The organism is Mycobacterium sp. UM_WGJ (assembly GCF_000455125.1).
Lineage (GTDB): Bacteria > Actinomycetota > Actinomycetes > Mycobacteriales > Mycobacteriaceae > Mycobacterium.
Window position 1 is genome coordinate 133,789 of sequence record NZ_AUWR01000011.1, and the last position, 20,932, is coordinate 154,720.

The following is a 20,932-nucleotide window of genomic DNA, read 5'->3' on the forward strand; positions in this document are numbered from 1 at the left end:
AGTTTCGACTGTGGGTGTGCCCGTCTATCGCCGGATCCTGGAACTGTTCGAGGCCGAAGGCGTCAACACGCTGTTCGGCATCCCCGACCCCAACTTCGTGCACATGTTCGTCGAGGCCGAAAAGCGCGGTTGGTCGGTGGTGGCGCCGCACCACGAGGAGAGCGCCGGATTCATGGCCGAGGCCGCCTCGCGGATGACCGGCCGGCCGGGCCTGTGCATCGGCACCCTGGGGCCCGGGGTGGCCAACATCGCCGGCGCCATGATGTGTGCGCGAGTGGAGAACTCCCCGGTGGTGTTCCTCGGCGGCCAGCGTGCCCGCATCACCGAGCGCCGGGTGCGGCGCGGGCGGATCCAATTCGTGCGCCAGGAAGAACTTTTCACGCCGTCAGTGAAGTACAGCGCGTCGATCGAATACGCCGACCAGACCGACGAGATCGTGCACGAGGCGATCCGCCGCGCCATGTCGGGCACTCCCGGTCCGGCCTACATCGAATACCCGTCGCACGTCATCCTCGAAGAGCTCGACGTCGCCGACCCGCCCGAGCCGCACCGCTACCGGCTGGTGAATCAGCGGGCCGGCGCACCCGAGGTGGCGCAGGCCGCCGAGATCATCCGCAAGGCGTCCAGCCCCATCCTGCTGGTGGGCCACGGGGTATACACCTCGCGCAGTGCGGCCGCGGTCGCCGAGCTGGCCGAGCTGATGGCCTGCCCGGTGATCCAGACCTCCGGTGGTACCGCGTTCATCCCGGGCCTGGAGGACCGCACCTTCCCCTACGGCTTCTCCACGGCGGCCGTTGAGGCCGTCGCCGGCTCGGACGTCTGCGTGGCGCTGGGCACCGAGCTGGGCGAGCCGGTGCACTACGGCACCACCCGGCACTGGGCCGGCAAGAACGGCGAGCGCAAGTGGATCTACGTCGAACAGGACCCGCTGGCGATCGGGGTGAACCGGCCGGTGGACGTAGCCCTGGTGGGTGATCTGCGGGGCATCGTTCCGCAGTTGGTCGAGGAACTCAAAGGCAATCCCCGCGTTCCTTCCGCGGACCTGGACCGCTGGATCAAGCAGGACGCCGACCAGCTCGCCGAACTGGCCGAAACCGCACCGGCTGGTCGTTCCCCGGTACATCCGGCGCGCTTCGTGGTCGAGGCCACGCGGGCATTCCCGGCCGACGGCATCATGGTGCGCGACGGCGGCGCCACGGTGATCTTCCAATGGACCTATTCGCAGGCCAAACCGCATGACGTGATGTGGAACCAGAACTTCGGGCACCTGGGCACCGGGCTGCCCTATGCCGTGGGCGCCTCGGTCGCTGAGGGCGGTAAGCGGCCGGTGATGCTGCTGACCAGCGACTCGGCGTTCCTGTTCCATATCGCCGAGCTGGAGACCGCGGCCCGGCTGGGCCTGCCGCTGGTCTGCGTCGTGGGCGTGGACCACCAATGGGGCCTGGAAGTCGGCGTCTACAAGCGGACCTTCGAGCAACCCTCGCCGCAGCCCGGCGTGCACTGGGGCAAGGACGTCCGGTTCGACAAGATCGCCGAGGGCATGGGTGCGCGCGGGGAGTTCGTCGACGACGAAGCGCAGATCGGCCCGGCCATCGAGCGGGCCTTCGCCGCCGGCGGAACCGCGGTGATCCACGTCTGCATCGACCCCAAAGCCAACTCCGAGGAGATGCCGAACTATGCCGAGTTCCGCACCTGGTACGCCGAAGGAACCCAGTAAGCGAGAATGTTATTCTCGTTTTTGGCTAACAACGTGCACGTGCTGATGGGCTGGAGGAAACCATGTCCGGCGGAATGAGCTTCGAACTGACCGAGGACCAGCAGCTGATCCGGCAGTCGGTCGCCGAACTCGCGGCGAAGTTCGACGACCAGTACTGGATGACCAAAGACCAGGCGCATGAGTTCCCGCAGGAGTTCTACGACGCCATCGCCGGCGGCGGCTGGCTGGGCATGACCATCCCCGAGGAATACGGCGGGCACGGCCTGGGCATCACCGAGGCCACCATTTTGGCCGAGGAAGTGGCGCGTTCCGGCGGTGGCATGAACGCCGCCAGCTCGATCCACATGTCGATCTTCGGCATGCAGCCGGTCGTGGTCTTCGGCTCGGACGAGATGAAAGCCGAAACGCTGCCCCGCATCGTCCATGGCGATCTGCACGTGTGCTTCGGGGTCACCGAACCCACCGCGGGCCTCGACACCTCCCGTATCACCACCTTCGCCAAGCGCGACGGCAGCGATTACGTGGTCAACGGGCGTAAGGTCTGGATCTCCAAAGCCCTGGAGTCCGAAAAGATCCTGCTGCTGACCCGCACCGAGTCCCGCGAGGACGTGGAAAAGCGCGGCGCCAAACCCACCGACGGTCTCACCCTGTTCCTCACCGACATCGACCGCGACCATGTCGACATCCGGCCGATCACCAAGATGGGCCGCAACGCGGTGTCGTCCAACGAGGTGTTCATCGACGACCTGCGCATCCCGGCGGAACACCGGATCGGTGAAGAGGGCAAGGGCTTTTCCTACATCCTGCACGGGCTCAACCCGGAGCGGATGTTGATCGCCGCCGAGGCGCTGGGCATCGGCCGGGTCGCGCTGGACCGTGCGGTCCGCTACGCCAATGAGCGGGTGGTGTTCGACCGGCCGATCGGGATGAATCAGGGCATCCAGTTCCCGCTCGCCGACTCGCTGGCCCGCCTGGACGCCGCCGAGCTGATCCTGCGCAAGGCCACCTGGCTCTACGACAACGGCAAGTCCTGCGGCCGTGAGGCCAATATGGCCAAATACCTCTGTGCCGATGCCGGTTTCGCGGCCGCCGACCGGGCGCTGCAGACCCACGGCGGGATGGGTTACTCGGAGGAATACAACATCTCCCGGTTCTTCCGGGAGTCCCGCCTGATGAAGATCGCCCCGGTCAGCCAGGAGATGATCCTGAACTTCCTCGGCTCTCATGTGCTCGGCCTGCCGAGGAGCTACTGATGGCTGCACCGCTGGCCGGCATCACGGTGGTGGCGCTGGAACAGGCGGTGTCGGCGCCGATGTGCACCCGCGCCCTGGCCGACTTCGGCGCGCGGGTCATCAAGGTGGAAAACCCCGACGGCGGTGACTTCGCCCGCTACTACGACGACGTGGTGCACGGCCAGGCCGCGCACTTCGTCTGGGTCAACCGGGGCAAGGAGTCGGTGACCCTGGACCTGAAAAGCGAAGCGGGACGCGATGTCCTGCACCGCCTGTTGGACCGCGCCGACGTGCTGGTGTCCAACCTCGCGCCGGGCGCCACCGCACGTCTGGGCCTTTCCCCCGAGCAGATGGCGCACCGGCACCCGAACGTGATCGCCGTGGAGATCGACGGCTACGGCACCGGCGGACCGCTGTCGCACAAAAGGGCCTACGACCTGCTGGTGCAGGCCGAATCGGGCGTGTGCTCGGTGACCGGCAATCCGGGCGCCCCGGCCAAACCGGGCCCGCCGGTCGCCGACGTCACCACCGGCCTCTACGCGGCGCTGTCGATCATGGCGCTGCTGGTCGGCCGAGATCGCAGCGGGCCGGCGCCATCGGTCAGCGTGAGCCTGTTCGACACCATGGCCGAGATGATGGGCTACCACCTGACCTATGCCCGGCACTCCGGGATCGACCAGCAGCCGCTGGGCATGAGCTCACCGGCGGTGGCGCCCTACGGCGCCTATCCCACCGCGGACGGCCACACCGTGGTGCTGGGCACCACCAACGACCGGGAATGGCAGCGGCTGGCCCGAGAACTGCTGGGCCGCAACGATCTCGCCGACGATCCGCGCTTCACCGGCAACGCCGACCGGGTCGCGAACCGGGCGATACTGGACGAGGCGATCGCCGCGTGGTGCGCCCGCCACGACCTGGCCCACATCCAGGACGCCGCCGACGCCGCCGGGATCGGCAACGCCCGCTACAACACGCCCAGCGACGTGCTGGCGCATCCGCAACTGGGCGACCGCGACCGCTGGCACAGCATCGACACCCCGGCCGGCCCCATCCCGTCACTGCTGCCGCCGCCGGTCATCTCCGGCTACCGCCCACCGATGGGGGCGGTACCGGACTTGGGTGAACACACCGACACGGTGCTGGACGAACTGGGCCTGACCGGCGAGGAGATCGTCGCCCTGCGCGCCGACGGGGTCATCGGGCAGGCTGGGCGTTGATGGCTTACGACGAAGTACTGCTGCGCGCCGACCGCGACGGCGTGCGGACGCTGACCCTGAACCGGCCCGCCCGCAAGAACGCGATCAACCCGGAGTTGTGGCGTGCGCTGCGCGACGCACTGCGCGCCGCCGCCGACGACCCCGACCTGCGGGCCCTGGTGATCACCGGCGCCGGCGGGGCGTTCTGCTCGGGCGCCGATATCGGCGCCGGAGATGAGGTCCACCCGGTGGAGAAGCTGCGTCGCCTCTCCGATGTCGCACTGGCCCTGCACGAGCTGACCGTCCCCACCATCGCGAAGGTGGCCGGTGTCGCCGTGGGGGCCGGCTGGAATCTGGCGCTGGGTTGCGATCTGGTGGTCGCGACACCGGAATCGACGTTCTGCCAGATCTTCTCGAAGCGGGGGCTCTCGATCGATCTGGCCGGATCCTGGTTGCTGCCCAAACTCGTCGGGCTGCAGCAGGCCAAGCGGCTCGCCCTGCTGGCCGAGACCATCGACGCCGGCGAGGCGCAGGCGCTGAACCTGGTGACCTGGGTGGTGGGTGCCGGCGAGATCGACGAATTCGTGGACGGCCTCGCCGACCGACTGGCCGCCGGCCCGCCGCGCGCGCTGGCGCAGACCAAGGCGCTGCTCAATCAGGGGGCCGATGCCACCTTGCCCGAGTCCCTGGCCAATGAGGCGCGGGCCCAGATCGTGAACTTCGCGGGCACCGATGCCGCGGAAGCCTATGCGGCGTTCGCCGAGAAGCGTGCGCCGCGCTTCACCGGCGGGTGGCCGCCGAAGACAACGAGAACGGAGTAGTCAGATGCGACCCACGGTGATTGTCGGAGCGGTGCGTACCCCCGTCGGCAAGCGCAACGGCGGGCTGGCCGGCACCCATGCCGCGGACCTGTCCGCGCTCGTGCTGGGCGAACTCATGGAGCGCACCGGAACCGACCCGGGCATCGTCGATGACGTGGTGTGGGGCTGCGTGTCGCAGGTGGGCGATCAGTCCTCCAACATCGGCCGGTACGCGGTGCTGGCCGCGGGCTGGCCAGAGCACGTCCCGGCAACCACCGTCAATCGGGCCTGCGGCTCCAGCCAGCAGGCGCTGGACTTCGCGGTGCAGGCCGTGATGTCGGGCCAGCAAGACATCGTGGTCGCCGGCGGCGTGGAGGTGATGAGCCGGGTCCCACTCGGCGCCGCCCGCGCGACCGGCGAGCCCTTCGGTCCGAAAGCGCTGGCCCGCTATGACGGTTTCGTGTTCAACCAGGGCATCGGCGCCGAGATGATCTGCGAGAAATGGGGTTTCGACCGCACTCAGGTCGATGAGTATTCGGCGCGCTCCCACGAGTTGGCCGCCGCCGCGCAGGACATCGGTGCGTTCCGCGATCAGATCGTCCCGGTGGCGACCGACGCCGGCGTGGTGGACGCCGACGAAGGCATCCGCCGCGGCACCACCGCGGAGAAGCTGGCGGGGCTCAAGCCGGCCTTCCGTGCGGACGGATTGATCCACGCCGGCAACTCGTCGCAGATCTCCGACGGCGCCGCAGCGCTTTTGGTGATGAGCGAGGACGAGGCCGCCCGTCGCGGGTTGACTCCGCTGGTGCGCTACACCGCCGGCGCGGTGACCGGCGCTGACCCGGTGCTGATGCTCACCGGGCCCATCCCGGCGACAGCGAAGGTGCTCAAGCGTGCCGGACTGGGCATCGACGAGATCGGCGTCTTCGAAGTCAACGAGGCCTTCGCCCCGGTGCCGATGGCGTGGCTGGCCGAGACCGGCGCCGACGCCAAGCGGCTCAACCCGCTCGGCGGCGCGATCGCCTTGGGCCACCCGCTCGGCGCGTCGGGGGCAGTGCTGATGATCCGGATGATCAACCACATGCGCGACAACGGGATTCGCTACGGCCTGCAGACCATGTGCGAGGGCGGCGGTACCGCCAACGCCACGATCGTCGAGCTGGTCGGTTAGGGGACTGTTCATGCGGCGCGACCTGTTCACCCAAGACCACGAGTCATTCCGGGCCTTGGCCCGCGACTTCGTCGAGAAGCACGTGGTGCCCGAGTACCCCAACTGGGAGAAGGCCGGCCGGATGCCCCGCGAGGTGTTCGAGCACCTGGGATCGCTGGGGATGCTGGGCATGGCCATCCCCGAGCAGTACGGCGGCGCTGGTGTCGAGGACTACCGCTACAACGTTGTGCTGCAGGAGGAAGCGGCGCGCGCCCTGGTCACGCTGTCCACGGTGCGCACCCAGCTCGAGGTGATCCTGCCGTACTTCCTGCACTACGCCAACGACGAGCAGCGGGCGCGCTGGTTTCCCGGGATGGCGGCCGGCACGCTGCTCACCGCGATCGCGATGACCGAGCCCGGCACCGGATCGGATCTGGCCGGGATGCGCACCACGGCCGTGCGAGACGGCGAGGACTACATCCTCAATGGCGCCAAGACGTTCATCACCGGCGGCATCCAGGCCGACCTGGTGATCGTGGTGGCCCGCACCTCGACCGACCCGGACAACCGTCGCCGCGGGTTGACCCTGCTGGTGGTCGAGGACGGCATGGCCGGCTTCGAGCGCGGCCGCGAACTGGACAAGATGGGCTGCAAGGTCCAAGACACCGCCGAGTTGTCGTTCACCGACGTGCGGGTTCCGGTGGCCAACCGGCTGGGGGCCGACGGTGAGGCGTTCAGCTATCTGGGCCACAACCTCGCCCAGGAGCGTCTCACGGTGGCGGTCGGGTCGGTCGCGCAGGCCCGCTCAGCGCTGGCCGCGACCATCGACTACGTCCAGAACCGCAACGTGTTCGGTTCGCCGGTCGCGTCGTTCCAGAACACCAAGTTCGAGTTGGCGGCGGTCTCCACCGAGATCGAGGCGGCCCAGTGCATGCTCGACCGGGCGGTCGCCGACCACGTCGAGGGAGTGTTGTCGGGTGCTGACGCCGCCCGCACCAAACTGTTCTGCACCGAGATGCAGGCCCGGGTCATCGACCGCTGTCTGCAGCTGTTCGGCGGCTACGGCTACATGATGGAATACCCGATCGCCCGGCTGTACACCGATGCGCGGGTGGCCCGGATCTATGCCGGGACCAGCGAGGTAATGAAGATGATCGTCGCCAAGTCGCTGGGTCTCTGAGGGCAGACGACGCCGCGGATTCCGTCCGAGCGAAGCCAACGTCACGCTCGGTGAGAGGTACTCCGAAAAATTATTTGAGTGAGACCCTTGTCACAGTGGGCCTAACCAACCTACTGTGTGTTCACTTGGTTGGTTAAGCGAAGGAGACCGGTGACGTCACCCCGGCCGTACGCCACACTTCTCGCCAAAGGCGAGGACCGCAGGCAGCGGATTCTGTTGGCGGCTGAGCACCTGTTGGCGCGTAACGGCTGGCGCAACACTTCGCTGGCGCAGATCGCCCGCAACGCCGGCGTCAGCGCCGCCGGCCTGCTGCACCATTTCGCCTCCAAGGAGCAGTTGTTGCACGCGGTGCTCGACGCCCGCGACGCCGACGACGACATCCACGCCGACCGCAGCGGCGACCTCATCGAAGAGATTCAGCGGGTGGCCGAGCGGTTCACCCGGGCGCCCGAACTGGTCGGCACCTTCACCGTGCTGCTCGCCGAGAATGTCCTGCCGGAGGCGCCGCTGCACGACCGGATGCTGAACCGGTACCGCAGTGCGCTGGAGATCGTCGCCGACCTGATCCGGCGCGGCATGGACGACGGCCGTTACCGCACAGACCTCAACGCGACCGCCAAGGCCGCGGAGATTATCGCCTTTATCAACGGAATGGAGATGTCATGGCTGCTGGATCCCTCAATACCTCTGAACGAAGTGTTCGCGGGGTACGCGGAAACGTTGGCCCGCGACTTCGCTCCGCCGGAAAAGGAAGCCCAGCGGTGAGCGGGACCGGGGAGCAGGACATGCGCTACCGGTTCGACATCGTGGGCCGCAGCGTCGTCGACGTCGTGATGGCCGCCGGCGGCTGGCTCTATGACCGGGCGACTGCCGGCTGGGACGTCACGGTCTTGATCGATGACGTCGAGGACACCCGCCCGCTGGAGATCCTCGGGGCCAAGGTGCTGGACCTGGCGTCGGTGCTCACGCAGTGGGAGCACTGGCCGCACCCGCAGACCATCGCGGTGTGCGCCGAGATGTTCGACGGCCACGCCCAGGTACGCCAGGGCGTGATCGACGCGCTGGAGCACAGCAGCACCGAGGTGACATTGTGGGGCGACGTGCCCGCGGAATTGAACAGCGACGTCGACGCCCGCCACCACCGGCTCAGTGCGGCAGCTCGTGCCTTCAAGGCGCAGGCGCTGCGCGCGGCCGGCATCGATCCGGCGAATTCGCACGCCGGAGACGGCCACATCGAGACGTTCCGCTGCGGGCCGGCGGCGTGTACCTCGGTCGCGGCGGACCTGAGCCCAGCCAGTTGAGGGGCGCGGGCAGCGCGCGACCGACATGATGCCGGACCCACTGGCACGCTCCCTGGTGCTGGTGACCGACTATCGGGTGCCGGATCCGGCCAAGGTCTGGCCGCTGATGCAGCGACACCGCGACAGCCTTGCCCACCTGGGCGCCCACCACGTGCTCGTCTACACCTCGACGGTCGATCCGGGTCGAGTGCTGGCGGTGATGGCGATTTACGCCGCGCAGCCGGTAGTCGACCTGCTGCGCGATGAGGCCTTCATGGCCTGGTTCGATGCCGTCGGCGTCAGCGACATCCCGGCGGTGTTCGCCGGATCATTGGTGGAGCGCATCGATCTGACCGACACGTCGAGCCTCGCCGAACCGCCGGGTTCATGCGGCGGTCCCGGCTTCGCCTCTCCTTCGTCGAGCCTCGCCGAACCGCCGGGTGTGGTGGTCGCCGCCGTGGCCGAAGTCGGCGACACTCAAGCACTGATCTCCCACGTTCATGCCACCGAAAAGCACTTCACCGCGGCCGGTATCCGAAAGATCCTGATATTCCAGGCCTTCGACAACCCGCGCGAGATCTTCATGCTGCAGGAAGCAGACGACGAATTCGGCGCCGGGCAGTGGATCAACGAACCCGAGTTCGCCTCCGAATGGATCACCCGAGCCGGCGTCGGGATCTATCCGCCGGTGTTCGTCGGTCGCCTGGCGCACCTGATGCGCGTCGGCGACGAATCTGAAACGGCGGACGAGCCGGCGAGTTGAGCGCTCAGTCGCTGGCCGGCAGCGGCTTGGCTTCTTTGATGCTCAGTGGCACGGTACCGATGCTCAAGGTTCCGGCGCCGGCCTTGGTCACCAGCACCTCGGCGCCGGCTTCGTCGACATAGCGCTTGCCCATCACCGCACCGCCGGAGAAGTCCGGGTCCAGTGCTGCGTCACTGGAAGTGGTGTCGTCCAGCGGCACCATCGGGGCGCCACCGGCGCGCAGATCATCGAGACTGTCGGCGGTCTTGACGACGATGACCTGGGTGTCGCAGACCTGGCTCTTCAGGCGGGTACCGGACTTGATCATTGCGCCCCTTCGGCATTGGTGGGCAGTGCTTCAACTTCAGAGACGAGTTCCCGGCGCAACACCTTGCCGGTCGGGGTGGTCGGCAACTCCGGTCGGAAGACGATCCGGTCGGGGGTGCGGGATCCTCGCAGCTGCTGTCGAACATACTCGCGCAGTGCCTCGGAATCAGGCGAGGCACCCGGTGCCGGCACCACGCACGCGACGATGATCTGTCCCCACTCCGGGTCGGGTGCGCCGACCACCGCGACGTCGCGCACCTCGGGGTGCTCGACCAATACGTCCTCGATCTCGGCGGGGGCGATGTTCTCCCCACCCCGGATGATGGTGTCGTCCGAGCGCCCGACGATGAACAGGTAGCCGTCCTTGTCGAGCACGGCGAGGTCGCGGGTGGGAAACCAGCCCTCGTCGTCGAGCACCGACCCGATGCCGGTGTATTTGCCCGAAACCTGTTCGCCGCGTACATAAAGCTCACCGGGTTGTCCGGCTTCCAGCACGCGGCCCTCGTCGTCGCGGATGGCGGCTTCGATGCCGGGCACCGGACGGCCGACCGAACCCAACCGCCTGCGAACGGCTTCCTCGGTGGAGGCATAGGCGGTCCGGTGGTCTTCGGGGGTCAGCACCGCGACCGTCGAACTGGTCTCGGTCAGGCCGTAGGCGTTGACGAAGCCGACCTCGGGCAGCAGATCCAGTGCGCGGCGCACCAGTGGCAACGCGACTTTGGAGCCGCCGTAGGCGAGGTTGCGCAGGGTGGCCAGCGGGGTCGGGCGGGATTCCAACTCGGAGACAATGCGCTCCAACATGGTGGGGACCACGGTTGCGGTGGTCACCGCCTCGGTGTTGACCAGCCGGATCCATTCCGAGGCGCTGAACCGGCGCAGATAAACGGCTTTGCGCCCGGCGTACAGATTGCTCAGCGCGGCGCCGACACCGGCGATGTGGTACGGCGGCACGCAGATCAGCGCGGCGTCGCCCGTATCCGCGGAGTCGAACTCGACCGTCTGTGTCACGTAGCTGGTCAGGTTATTGTGCGTTAGCTCAACGGCTTTGGGTGTGGACGTGGTCCCCGAGGTGAACAGCACCACCGCCACCTCGTCGGGATCGGGCCATTGCACCGTGGGTGTGGCGGTCTGGGCGCGGGCGCAGAAGGTGTCGGAATCGATTACCGCGACGCCGATATCGCCGGCCTCGCCGATCATGTCGCGGTATTCCTTGTCGACCACGACGAGCGGCTGCGGCAGTCGCTCGATCAGCTCGCGCAGCGCTTGGCCGCTGAGCCGGTAGTTCAGCGGTGCGAACGGCCGCCCGGAGCGCGCCGCGGAGAACAGCAGCAGCGGCAGCATGTCGCCACCCATCCCGACGTAGGCCACGCTGCCGGCGCCGGTCTCCTCGATCACTCCCGCGCCGGCGTCGGCGAGGGCGTTGAGCTCCGCGGTGGTGTAGCGGGTGGTCTCGGAGACGACCGCAACCCGATCCGGGTCGGCGGATACCGCCATCTCCAGCAGCAGCGAAATGCTCACCGTTGCGCCCTCCGAACAGCCATGAGAACGACATTATCATTTTTCGGTAGTTTCGATATCGTACGGGCCGTGGCAACACCGCCGCTGGGTACGCTCACGTGCAACATGATCGAAACGGTCGACCTGGAAGCCGCTGTGCCCGACGCCGCGCCCGGCGCCGGGATCACCATCGCGACAGGTGCTCGCTTCGACACCGCGCACGCCGAACACTGGCTGCAACACGCCACCTTCACCCTCACCGAGTCCGCGACGACGGACCGCCGGGTGATCACCGTCGCCTCGGTGCCCGAGGCGCTGGCCGAGGTCGCCGAGCGCTGCGCGCGCTGGCCGCAAGCCGCGGCGATCTGCGACGACGTGCTTCGCGCGGTGGACCCGGGGGCGCCGGCCTGGTCCGGGGTGGTCACCGAATCGCTGGCCTACTCGGTACTGCAAGCCGGCCCGGAGTTCGCCGACTGGCTGGCGGCACGCGGCCCGACCACCGTGCCGAAGATCGCCGACCCGCTGCTGCTCGACCGAGACGGCGACACCCTGCGACTGCGCTTCAACCGGCCGCAGCGCCACAACGCCTTCGACAACGCGACGCGGGCCGTTCTGCTCGACGGACTGGCCGTGGCCGCGGCCGACCCCGCGATCGACGAAGTGGTGCTCAGCGGAGTCGGACCGTCGTTCTGCAGCGGCGGCGACCTCGCCGAGTTCGGCGGGTTCACCGATGTGCCCAGCGCCCACGTGGCCCGCACCCGGCACAGCCCGGCGCTGGCGCTGGACGCGCTGACCGCTCGGCTGGGCGCGCGTTGTCGCGCCGAGATCCACGGCCAGGTGCTGGGCAGCGGCCTGGAGATGGCCGCCTTCTGCGGCTGGGTGCGAGCACACCCGGCCACGGTGCTGGGTCTGCCCGAGCTGAGCCTCGGGCTGATCCCGGGCGCGGGCGGCACGGTCAGCGTCACCCGCCGCATCGGCCGATGGCGCACCGCTTATCTCATCCTGTCCGGCCGCACCGTCGACGCGGCGACCGCGCTGCGATGGGGCCTGGTCGACGAGATCGTGTCGTGACTGCCGAGCAAGCCTGGGGTGCGTCCGGGCTGGCCTGGCTGACCGGTCAGCCCGACGGCCGCCCGGATTTCTCCCGGGCCGCGGTGCTGCAGCGCGCCACACACGTACTGCGGCGCTTCAGCGCTGCGACCGGTGTGGGGGCCGATGCCGCGGAGCTATTGGCCGGGCGAGCCGGGCTGCTGGGCTGGACGCGTTCCGGGCGAGTCTCGGCCGGGGGAGCCTCGCGGTTGCTGGCCGCAGCAGACGGGAGGTGGGCGCTCACGCTCTCGCGCGCCGACGACCTCGACGCGGTGCCCGCCCTGATCGAATCCGAGTGCTCCGATCCATGGGCGGGGATCACCGGCTGGTCTTCGGCGCGGCCGGTGGCCGAGGTCGTGGCGCGGGCGCGGCTGCTGGATCTGCCCGCCGCCGCGCTGGGCGAGACCGCCCCCGGAGCGCCGGTGGTGCGCCGAGTCGGCCCGCCGGGCCCGGCCCGCGGTCTGGCCGGTGCGCTTGTCGTCGACCTGACTTCGCTGTGGGCCGGGCCGTTGTGCGGGCGTCTGCTCGCCCAGGCTGGGGCGACGGTGATCAAGGTGGAAAGTCCGTCGCGCCCGGACGGCACCCGCGTCGGAACCAGCGCCTTCTTCGACTGGATGAACAGCGGAAAGCTTTCCTGCGCCCTGGATTTCGACCGTGATGCCCGGGATCTGGCCCAGTTGTTGGCGGCCGCCGATGTGGTGTTGGAGGGCTCGCGACCGGCCGCCCTGGCCCGCCGCGGCCTGGGCCCGCTCGACGTGGCCGGCCGGCCCGGACGGGTATGGCTGCAGATCACCGCGCATGGTGCCGAGCGCGGCTACGTCGGGTTCGGCGACGACGCCGCGGTCGCCGGCGGCCTGGTGGGTTGCGACGCCGATGGCGGCCCGGTGTTCTGCGGAGACGCCATCGCCGACCCGTTGACCGGGATCGAAGCTGCTGCGGCGGTAGCTGATTCGTTGGCGCGCGGCGGCGGCGAGGTGATCACGGTGGCGCTGGCCGCCGTCGCCGCCAACTACGCCGCCTCGCCGAAACACGCTCCGGCTGGTGAGGTTTCGGCCCTACCGCCGCCCTGTCCCCGCATCGAGGGCGCCGGGCCGGCGCTGGGTGCCGACAACGCCCGCATCCGCGATCTCATGGCGGCGCGGTGCTGATCCAGCGAGCGGTACTGCTCGACGGGTCGCGGGTCGACATCCGGCTCGGCGACACCATCGAGGAAATCGCACCGGCATTGACGGCACGCCGCGGCGAAGACGTCCTCGACGTAGGCGATGCGACCGTGATTCCCGGACTGCACGACCATCACGTGCACCTGCGGTCAGCGGCCGCGGCGCTCGATTCGGTGTGCCTGGGCCCGCCGTACGTACGTACCCTCGATGACCTGGCCGCTGCACTGCGGGGCGCCACCCCCGACTCCGATGGCTGGGTGCGGGGCTACGGCTACCACGAATCCGTCGCCGGCGAACTCACCGCCGCACTGCTGGACCGCTTCGCACCGCAGTTACCGGTGCGGGTGGCGCACCGCAGCGGCGCGCTGTGGGTGCTCAACTCGGCCGGCCTGGCCCGCACCGGGATGGCCGACCGGCCTGACGGGCGACTGCTGCGCGCCCACGGCGATCCCGCGCCCCGGCTCCCACGCCGCGAACCCTCGCTGGCCCGGTTGAGCCGGCAGCTGGCGGCCCGCGGCGTCACCGGAATCACCGACGCCACCCCAGGCCATGGCGACGCCGACATCGCCGCGTTCGCCGGCGCGCGCGGCGGCGGCGAACTGCTGCAGCGGCTGCACTGCATGGCGCCGGCCGGGGCCGCCGCTGCCTCCGGGATCACCCTCGGGCCGGCCAAGATCATCCTCGACGACGCAACCCTGGATCTGGATGCGCTGTTAAACACGGTGTCCGACAACCACGCTCGCGACCACGGCGTGGCACTGCACTGCGTCACCGACGCCCAGCTTACCGTCGCCATCGCCGCATGGCAGGCCGCCGGAGCGCACCCCGACGACCGCATCGAACACGCGGCGGTGATACCCGAGGACCGGCTGGTCGACCTCGCCGCACTCGGGATCACCGTCGTCACCCAGCCCAACTTCGTCGCCGAGCGCGGCGACGACTACCTCGCCACCATCGAACCCGAGTGCCAGCACGAACTGTGGCGGGTTGCCTCATTGCAGCGCAACGCCATTCCGGTGGCACTGTCCACCGACACGCCCTTCGGCGACGGCGACCCCTGGGCGGCCATGCGCGCCGCCGTCCACCGCGCCACCCCCAGCGGTGCCGTGCTGGGGGCGGGGGAGCGGATCTCGGCTCGTACCGCCCTACAGGGGTTCACCGGCCATGCCGAGCGGCCAGCGACACCGCGGCGCATCGCCGTCGGTGAGCCCGGCGACCTGTGCGTGCTCAGCGGTGATCCGCTTGCGCTCGACGCCGGCCTGGTGACGTCCACGATCGTCGCCGGTGCTGTGGTCCACGGCGGTCGGTAGCCTGGCTAGATAGTTTGAGATTTTCGAGAGAGGCATCGATGACGCGCACGGACAGTGACAGCTGGGACTTGGCCACCAGTGTGGGAGCGACCGCGACCATGGTGGCGGCGCAGCGCGCGCTGGCCACCTCCGGTCCGGACAAACTGATCAACGACCCCTGGGCGGCACCGCTGGTGCGTGCGGTGGGCATCGACTTCTTCACCCGGATGGTCGATGGCGACATCCCGGTCGTCGAAGGCGGCGAGTTCGACCCGATCCGGATGGGCCACGGCATGGGCGTGCGGACCCGATTCTTCGACGAGCACTTCCTGTCGGCGACCCGCAGCGGCATCCGCCAGGCGGTCATCCTCGCCTCCGGCCTGGATTCCCGCGCCTATCGGCTGGACTGGCCGGCGGACACCGTGGTCTACGAGGTCGACCTGCCGGAGGTCATCGAGTTCAAGACCACCACGCTTCGCGACTTGGACGCCGAGCCGACCGCCGAGCGTCGCGCCGTGGCCATCGACCTGCGTGACGACTGGCCGAGTGCCCTGCGGGCCGCCGGCTTCGACCCGCAGGCTCCCACGGTGTGGAGCGCCGAGGGTCTGCTGATCTACCTGCAGCCCGACGCCCAGGACGCCCTGTTCGACACGATCAAGTCGCTGAGCGCTCCGGGCAGCCGGGTGGCCTGTGAGTTCATCAGCGACACGTCGGTGTTCGCCGGCCCGGCGTGGCGTGAACACCGGGAGAAGATGTCGGCGCTGGGGTTCGAAGTGGAGATCGGCGCCCTGATTTACCACGGCGAACGCAACCACATCATCGAGTACCTGACCGGCGCGGGCTGGACGGTGACGGGCCGCCAGGTCCGCGACCTCTACGCCGAGTGCGGCCTGGAGTACGGCGACGACGAACTGGCGATCGCGTTCGACGACATGACTTACTTGAGCGCCGTTCTGGCTGGTCCCGAGGTATGAAACGGGTCACAGCGCTGCGTTCGCCGATGTCGGCGGTTGGACGGTGGTGTGGTGCCCCCAGCAGGGCTCGAACCTGCGACCTGCGGATTAAAAGTCCGTAGCTCTACCAACTGAGCTATAGGGGCCGTGCTGGAACAGAATACTGCCTGCCCGATCGTGGTCGATGGGGACCGGGTTTGAGGATTCGGGCTCCTGTGCCCTAAGCTAGCCAAGCTCCCAACGTGAAACGTTGTGAGTGCCTCGGAGAGATTCGGTTCTGGCCCCCATCGTCTAGTGGCCTAGGACGCCGCCCTTTCACGGCGGTAGCACGGGTTCGAATCCCGTTGGGGGTACTCGCGTCGTAGTAATAACGGAGCGAACAGCAAGGCCCTGTGGCGCAGTTGGTTAGCGCGCCGCCCTGTCACGGCGGAGGTCGCGGGTTCAAGTCCCGTCAGGGTCGCTTTTACGCGGCGAGGCACCTGGTGCCTTCCGGCCAGGTAGCTCAGTTGGTACGAGCGTCCGCCTGAAAAGCGGAAGGTCGCCGGTTCGATCCCGGCCCTGGCCACCACGTTCTACCTGCATAGACACGGGTTATGCACTCGGTTGTCGGTTTGATTCGTCCGGTTCTTGTCCGGTCTTCGGTGTGTGAATCTCAGTTGCGTGAAGCTGATCGAGGTTCGTTGCCACCTGATCCAGCTCGTCGGAGTAGAGGTCGCTATAGATGTTCGCGGTGACGGTCGGTGTCGAGTGGCCCATGGTCTTCTGCACGTATCGCAGGTCGGCACCTGATTTTCGGGCCAGGCTCGCGTAGGTGTGGCGTAGATCATGAATGGTCAGCGGGGCCAGATCCGTCTTCTTGAGGGCCTTATTCCAGTGGGTGTGTCGACGCCAGTTGTTGGATCGCAGCATTTTTCCGTTGGGTGACGTGATGGCGGGCTCGTCAGGAGGCCGCCTGCCGACCCGCGCCTTGAGGATGTCGACGACGACTTGCGGCAGCGGGATGGTGCGGATGCCAGCGCGGGTCTTCGGAGGGCCCACGACGATATGGCCCTCGACTTCTGGTGCCGCCCGTCGGACATAGAGACGGCGGGCGATGAGGTCGACGTCTTTGACGCGGAGGCCGACAAGTTCGGACCACCGCAGACCCGTGTAAGCGAGGATGGTCACGACGTCGCCCTGGTCGCCGCACGCGGTGGCGAGCGTCTGGACCTCCTGAGCGGTCAGGTAACGGTGACGCTCCCGCTCGGGAATGCGACCCGCTGAGACACCCAGGGCAGGATTCCGGTGGATCCGGCCATCCTGGTGTGCCACTTCGAGAATCGAACGCAGCAGTCGCAACGTGGACACCTTCGCCCACGGCCCGACCGTCAATCCGTCAACGAACGCCTGGACGTCGGTGCGGGTGATCTCGTCGACCGGGACGTGCCCGAACCGCGGGGCGATGCGCAGTTCCCAGTGCTGGGTGTAACCGCTCCAGGTCTTCGGCGACACTGCCGGTTTCTTGGAGCCGGAGAACTGGGTCCAGATCCGGTTGAGCGGTGTGCGGCCGAGGCGCGGATCGAATCGGCGGGCGCCGAGTGCGGCCTCGTTGTCGCGTTCGGATTTGAACGCCTTCGCCTCGCGCAGCGTGGGGAATGTCGCCGACGTTTCCACCCAGCCTGACGGTACGTCGGGGTCGCGGATCAAGTAGCGGACTTGGTAGCGAGGCTCCCCGGCGGCATTGAGTCGCTTTCGGATGCCGCGCGGGGTGTTGCCGGCCATTACCGACGCACCTGCTTCAGCCAGGACCGGACTTCGGCGCAGTCCCAGCGGCGCACCCGCTCAGACAGCGTGTAGCAGGGTGGACCGATCTGCTCGCCGGTCGTTTCGCGGATCGCCGCCCAGCGGTTGAGGGTCGCAGCGGATACGCCGAGGAGTGCCGATACTTGCTCGGCGGTGAGTAACTCGGGGAACGTGCCGGCGGTGACGAGGGTATCCCGCAGGCCATGAGTCATCGTCATCTCTCACCTCGTGGCCTGGCATCGAATTGCGGCGAACCAGCAGCGGGTAGACGGCAGCCCGGCTGCGAGATCGTCCTCGCCGCGTGCGATTCCCCACAGGGTGAATGCCCAGGTGGAAAGGGCGGAGTCCGTCGTCTCACCGCAGCGTTGCAGTTCGGCCTGGTCATCTAGGACCAGCGCGACGCCGAGGATTTCGCCGCTGGACCAGCGATGGCGGTACTGGTCCCATCCGTATCGGCGGACCAGAGCGGCGCGCTGTCGAAGATCGTCGGCGCGGCGGGCCAACCGTTCCCGGTTGGGTGGTTCGATGAGGGGCAGGCTGTCGATCATTGCGCTGCCTTTCGCCCCGAAGTACGGCCGTATTGCTTTGCAATGGCGCGGATTTGATCGTCGGTCCAGAAGTCCGATCGCACCTTGGTTACCTGGCCGTCCTCGGCGACTACGTAGCCGGTGCCCGGTGCATCGGGGCTGATCCGATGTGCAGGTGCGGCGTCGGCCGTCCCGTCGCCGAGGACCATCGCGACCTCGTCGCGGGACCGCAGCCGCAGTGCGATGGTTTGGGTAAAGAGGCCGCGCATCGGCAGGATTTCCTTGCGTGGGTCTTGCAGGAACGCGCCCACCACGATCCCCAGGGCGCGGCCCTTGGTCAGAATCCGCGACAGCGAGGCTGAGGCTTCTTTACGGAGAGCAGGGTCGCTCATGTACGCGGTGACGCCGGCCAGCTCGTCGATCAGCAACACCGTCAGCGGAGCCGATGCAGTCGGCGTATGGTCGCGTACGCGGCCCGCCATCGCGGTACCGCGTTTATTCATCAACTGTTCCAGCGCGGCAAGGGTTTTCACGGCATCGGATTCGGTGGTGGCGATCTTGGTGAACAACGCCGAGCCAACCGACAACTCGATGCCGTATTTGAGATCGATTCCCACCAGTCGGACCACGCCGGCGGCCACCGCGGGGCCAAGTCCGCCGGCGATACCCCAGAAGATGGAACCTTTGCCTGCGCCGGAGCAACCCACGGTCAGGGTGTGCCGGCCGCTCAGTGGAAGAGTCCAGGCGGAGCCGTTCTCGCAGCGCCCCAGCCTGACTCGTGCTGTGGTGACCGTCGTCGTCGGCGCCGCGGTGCCGACTGTGGAGAGCTGCTCGCGCATGACCAAGTCGATCCGAATGGTGCCGGGCGAGACCACAACCGAACGTGCCGAGTGGGCACGCGCGGCGTCACGAATCGCCGGAACCGCTCTCTCCAGGTCGTCGACGGTTTGTCCCATCCTGGCCCGCACCGTCAGACACAGGCTGGTGGGGGTCACCTCCGTTCCCACCAGTCGCGGATGAAACCAGCGGATTGAGGTCACGTGGCGTCCTTCGCGATCGCGACGAGTGACCTGTTCGGAGGCTGACAAGCCGCAACGCTTGCAGAGGCGCTGCCACGACATGTGTGCCCAAAGCCGCCAGCGAATGAGGCGGGCAGGTCCCGCGAACTGTTCTTCGTAGGATTCCGCTGAGCTCAACCGCCAGTAGATCAAGGCGGAGCCGGCGATCACCACGATGACCGCGACCCACATGACGAGATTCGTCACCAGGTGCAAGAGATGGTCGAGTCGCAGCGGTGTGTCTGGATCGACGGGTGCGAGCGGGTCGGGATTCATGCTGACGCCTTAGCCGTGTTGGCCGCAGCGGAGGTCTTGGCCGGCGCTGTCATTCCCGAAGCTCGGAAGGACCAAGTGATCCGCGAGAAATCGCCTGACCGCTCGATGTACGGCAGAGCCATCAAACCTTCGAACACCACAGGGGTAAACGGCGTTCCGCTGGTGTTGGCCGGCGCAGTGGGCTGCGTTGGGGCGGCGAATTTCACGGTCACGGTTCGGCTGCGCTTCGGTGCCGCGGGATCGCCGTCGAGCACTTCGACCTGCCACATCGGCAAACCGGTATCGCGGTCGGTCGCCTGGACGCGGTTGTCACCGGAGGACTTGTCGAAATCGATCATCGGCGTCACCTCGGACACCAGGTACGCGCCGAGTGAAAACACCTGGTCGTGGCTGATCTGGAGCCATTTGGGGATGGACATCTTCTGTTCCTTCCAGTTGTGTGGTTTGGCCGCACCCATGGTGCGCGCTCAGTGTATAGCCAAAGGTTAGCCAATGGCAAGGCATAGGTCAGGCCTTGGTCGGTAGGAGCTCGAAACATGTAGCGCGGGTTTCGCGGCTTGTGTAGAGCCTGGTGATCGATCTCGAATGATCGGTGGGCGTAACATGGCTGACCAATGGCTAGTGTTTTTCGACAGTGGGAGCCTTCTTTTGAACCTTGGGCAGATTGACCGCGAAACCGATGTGCCGCCCTTTCAGCAGATCGCGGATCTGCTTCGGCGCGCGATTACGTCGCGCCAACTAGCCTCGGGCGAGCGACTGCCGACAGAAACGAAGCTGGCAGAGCATTTCGGCGTGGCAAGGATGACCGTTAGGCGAGCGGTGCGAGAACTTCGTGCTGAAGGGCTGCTCGTATCTGCCGCCGGTCGCGGAGTGGCTGTCCGTCCTGCGTCCGGAATTAGAGAGGTATGGCCGCAAGAACCGGGCTACCCGTCCGAGGCAACGCCCCAGGATTTCAACGCTTGGGGAGACGTTGCACCGCTCATCGCCCAGGCCGAGAACATTCGCACGCGTCTCTACACGTTGTCAGGGGACCTGTCTGAATTGGGACTACTGGTAGGTGATCCGGTCGTGGTGGACAAGCTGATACGGACACTCGCAGGTATCAGCTTGGCGCAGGAAGACGTTCTCGGTTCTTTAGCCGTTCGTCTCCACGCGCACCTTTTGGACCCTGAGCGCCGACTCGAGGTTTTTGGTGCGATGGAGGCTGCGCGGCGGGCTCTTTCAGAGGCTTGCGGTGCTGCCCAATCTGCATCAAAGACATTGCGAGAGTGTACTTCTTCTCAACCGAGTTTGCCGTCAGTCAATTCATCTGGTCCGTCGTCGCACCACATCGACGACTAGCTTGACGGCGGAGATCATCGGCGCACTTCCCTGACCGGACTCGATGCCTCCAGTTCGCGCCAGCCGGGGACAAGGGCAGTCATCATCGCAGTAAAGGCTTTGCCGTGGGAGCGGTAGCGCAGATGAAGCAGTTCGTGGACGACGACGTAGTCCTGGAAAGCCACCGGCATGTTGATGAGGTCCTGCGCCAACGTGATCACACCGTCGGGCGCGCACGAACCCCACTTCGTCGTCTGTTCGGCGATGACAATGCGCGAGGGATTCACTCGAATCTTGGTCGCCCACGCCATCGCCTTGCGGGTGAGAGCTTGGTCGGCGGTAAGTGTCATCTTT

Annotated in this window: 22 protein-coding genes and 4 tRNA genes; 17 read left to right on the plus strand and 9 right to left on the minus strand. The window is 67.5% G+C overall.

The features are described 5' to 3' along the window. Positions 1–10 precede the first annotated feature (10 nt). From N416_RS0105085 to N416_RS0105125, 9 genes are all read left to right on the plus strand, one after another. Positions 11–1,717: a thiamine pyrophosphate-binding protein gene (locus tag N416_RS0105085; RefSeq protein ID WP_024441046.1), complete on the plus strand. Its 1,707-nt coding sequence runs from the start codon at positions 11–13 to the stop codon at positions 1,715–1,717. 74 nt (positions 1,718–1,791) lie between these two features. After that, positions 1,792–2,970, plus strand: a complete 1,179-nt coding sequence (locus N416_RS0105090; protein WP_024441047.1) for an acyl-CoA dehydrogenase family protein — start codon at positions 1,792–1,794, stop codon at positions 2,968–2,970. Next, positions 2,970–4,166 (plus strand): CaiB/BaiF CoA-transferase family protein, encoded by a 1,197-nt coding sequence (locus N416_RS0105095; RefSeq protein WP_036457263.1) that lies wholly within the window; start codon positions 2,970–2,972, stop codon positions 4,164–4,166. The genes N416_RS0105090 and N416_RS0105095 overlap by 1 nt, the downstream gene beginning before the upstream one ends. Then, complete coding sequence (locus tag N416_RS0105100) at positions 4,166–4,966, plus strand: enoyl-CoA hydratase/isomerase family protein (RefSeq protein ID WP_024441049.1); 801 nt, start codon at positions 4,166–4,168, stop codon at positions 4,964–4,966. Before N416_RS0105095 ends, N416_RS0105100 begins: the two co-directional genes overlap by 1 nt. 4 nt (positions 4,967–4,970) lie before the next feature. Continuing rightward, positions 4,971–6,116: a thiolase family protein gene (locus N416_RS0105105; protein ID WP_024441050.1), complete on the plus strand. Its 1,146-nt coding sequence runs from the start codon at positions 4,971–4,973 to the stop codon at positions 6,114–6,116. Between the two features lie 10 nt (positions 6,117–6,126). Further along, the gene (locus tag N416_RS0105110; RefSeq protein WP_024441051.1) at positions 6,127–7,275 is read left to right on the plus strand and encodes an acyl-CoA dehydrogenase family protein; all 1,149 of its coding nucleotides are present in this window, start codon (positions 6,127–6,129) and stop codon (positions 7,273–7,275) included. Positions 7,276–7,425: 150 nt separating this feature from the next. Continuing rightward, positions 7,426–8,040: a TetR/AcrR family transcriptional regulator gene (locus N416_RS0105115; RefSeq protein ID WP_024441052.1), complete on the plus strand. Its 615-nt coding sequence runs from the start codon at positions 7,426–7,428 to the stop codon at positions 8,038–8,040. Positions 8,041–8,060: 20 nt separating this feature from the next. Beyond that, on the plus strand, positions 8,061–8,576 hold the full coding sequence (locus N416_RS0105120) for a hypothetical protein (RefSeq protein ID WP_024441053.1): 516 nt from the start codon (positions 8,061–8,063) through the stop codon (positions 8,574–8,576). A gap of 28 nt (positions 8,577–8,604) precedes the next feature. Beyond that, positions 8,605–9,318 (plus strand): hypothetical protein, encoded by a 714-nt coding sequence (locus tag N416_RS0105125; protein ID WP_024441054.1) that lies wholly within the window; start codon positions 8,605–8,607, stop codon positions 9,316–9,318. Between the two features lie 4 nt (positions 9,319–9,322). Here the strand turns inward: N416_RS0105125 and N416_RS0105130 are convergent, their stop codons facing one another. Next, positions 9,323–9,625 carry a hypothetical protein gene (locus N416_RS0105130; RefSeq protein WP_024441055.1) on the minus strand — a complete coding sequence of 101 codons (303 nt, stop codon included), beginning with the start codon at positions 9,623–9,625 and terminating at the stop codon, positions 9,323–9,325. Then, positions 9,622–11,142: a class I adenylate-forming enzyme family protein gene (locus tag N416_RS0105135; protein ID WP_024441056.1), complete on the minus strand. Its 1,521-nt coding sequence runs from the start codon at positions 11,140–11,142 to the stop codon at positions 9,622–9,624. Before N416_RS0105135 ends, N416_RS0105130 begins: the two co-directional genes overlap by 4 nt. 105 nt (positions 11,143–11,247) lie before the next feature. Here N416_RS0105135 and N416_RS0105140 point away from each other — a divergent pair, with 105 nt between their 5' ends. The 4 genes from N416_RS0105140 to N416_RS0105155 are packed head-to-tail and all read left to right on the plus strand — an operon-like array spanning position 11,248 to position 15,636. After that, on the plus strand, positions 11,248–12,192 hold the full coding sequence (locus tag N416_RS0105140) for an enoyl-CoA hydratase/isomerase family protein (protein ID WP_024441057.1): 945 nt from the start codon (positions 11,248–11,250) through the stop codon (positions 12,190–12,192). After that, positions 12,162–13,358 carry a CoA transferase gene (locus N416_RS0105145; RefSeq protein WP_051190181.1) on the plus strand — a complete coding sequence of 399 codons (1,197 nt, stop codon included), beginning with the start codon at positions 12,162–12,164 and terminating at the stop codon, positions 13,356–13,358. The genes N416_RS0105140 and N416_RS0105145 overlap by 31 nt, the downstream gene beginning before the upstream one ends. Next, entirely contained in the window at positions 13,352–14,683 is a 1,332-nt protein-coding gene (locus tag N416_RS0105150) for an amidohydrolase family protein (RefSeq protein ID WP_024441059.1), read from the plus strand. The genes N416_RS0105145 and N416_RS0105150 overlap by 7 nt, the downstream gene beginning before the upstream one ends. A gap of 38 nt (positions 14,684–14,721) precedes the next feature. Further along, the gene (locus N416_RS0105155) at positions 14,722–15,636 is read left to right on the plus strand and encodes a class I SAM-dependent methyltransferase (protein WP_024441060.1); all 915 of its coding nucleotides are present in this window, start codon (positions 14,722–14,724) and stop codon (positions 15,634–15,636) included. Positions 15,637–15,685: 49 nt separating this feature from the next. Here the strand turns inward: N416_RS0105155 and N416_RS0105160 are convergent. After that, positions 15,686–15,761, minus strand: a tRNA-Lys gene (locus N416_RS0105160). A 134-nt stretch (positions 15,762–15,895) separates the two neighbouring features. Between N416_RS0105160 and N416_RS0105165 the strand changes: the two genes are divergently transcribed. The 3 genes from N416_RS0105165 to N416_RS0105175 all read left to right on the plus strand — a co-directional run bounded on the left by N416_RS0105165 (position 15,896) and on the right by N416_RS0105175 (position 16,183). Beyond that, positions 15,896–15,968, plus strand: a tRNA-Glu gene (locus tag N416_RS0105165). A gap of 33 nt (positions 15,969–16,001) precedes the next feature. Then, positions 16,002–16,075, plus strand: a tRNA-Asp gene (locus N416_RS0105170). 31 nt (positions 16,076–16,106) lie between these two features. Then, positions 16,107–16,183, plus strand: a tRNA-Phe gene (locus tag N416_RS0105175). Between the two features lie 23 nt (positions 16,184–16,206). On the opposite strand, the gene N416_RS0105180 is transcribed toward N416_RS0105175, so the two are convergent. From N416_RS0105180 to N416_RS0105200, 5 genes are read right to left on the minus strand one after another with little or no spacing between them, the layout of a single operon-like run. Next, complete coding sequence (locus N416_RS0105180; RefSeq protein ID WP_024441061.1) at positions 16,207–17,376, minus strand: site-specific integrase; 1,170 nt, start codon at positions 17,374–17,376, stop codon at positions 16,207–16,209. Further along, positions 17,376–17,609 carry an AlpA family transcriptional regulator gene (locus tag N416_RS0105185; protein ID WP_155943323.1) on the minus strand — a complete coding sequence of 78 codons (234 nt, stop codon included), beginning with the start codon at positions 17,607–17,609 and terminating at the stop codon, positions 17,376–17,378. The genes N416_RS0105180 and N416_RS0105185 overlap by 1 nt, the downstream gene beginning before the upstream one ends. A gap of 9 nt (positions 17,610–17,618) precedes the next feature. Further along, complete coding sequence (locus N416_RS0105190) at positions 17,619–17,945, minus strand: hypothetical protein (protein ID WP_024441063.1); 327 nt, start codon at positions 17,943–17,945, stop codon at positions 17,619–17,621. Then, a complete protein-coding gene (locus N416_RS0105195; protein ID WP_024441064.1) occupies positions 17,942–19,258 on the minus strand; it encodes a cell division protein FtsK in 1,317 nt (438 codons plus the stop codon). The genes N416_RS0105190 and N416_RS0105195 overlap by 4 nt, the downstream gene beginning before the upstream one ends. Continuing rightward, positions 19,255–19,677 (minus strand): hypothetical protein, encoded by a 423-nt coding sequence (locus N416_RS0105200; RefSeq protein WP_024441065.1) that lies wholly within the window; start codon positions 19,675–19,677, stop codon positions 19,255–19,257. The genes N416_RS0105195 and N416_RS0105200 overlap by 4 nt, the downstream gene beginning before the upstream one ends. 184 nt (positions 19,678–19,861) lie before the next feature. On the opposite strand from N416_RS0105200, the gene N416_RS22395 reads away from it, so the two are divergent. Then, positions 19,862–20,599 (plus strand): GntR family transcriptional regulator, encoded by a 738-nt coding sequence (locus N416_RS22395; protein WP_081654461.1) that lies wholly within the window; start codon positions 19,862–19,864, stop codon positions 20,597–20,599. A 14-nt stretch (positions 20,600–20,613) separates the two neighbouring features. On the opposite strand, the gene N416_RS0105205 is transcribed toward N416_RS22395, so the two are convergent. Next, positions 20,614–20,928: a M48 family metallopeptidase gene (locus tag N416_RS0105205; RefSeq protein ID WP_036457293.1), complete on the minus strand. Its 315-nt coding sequence runs from the start codon at positions 20,926–20,928 to the stop codon at positions 20,614–20,616. Positions 20,929–20,932: the final 4 nt, after the last annotated feature.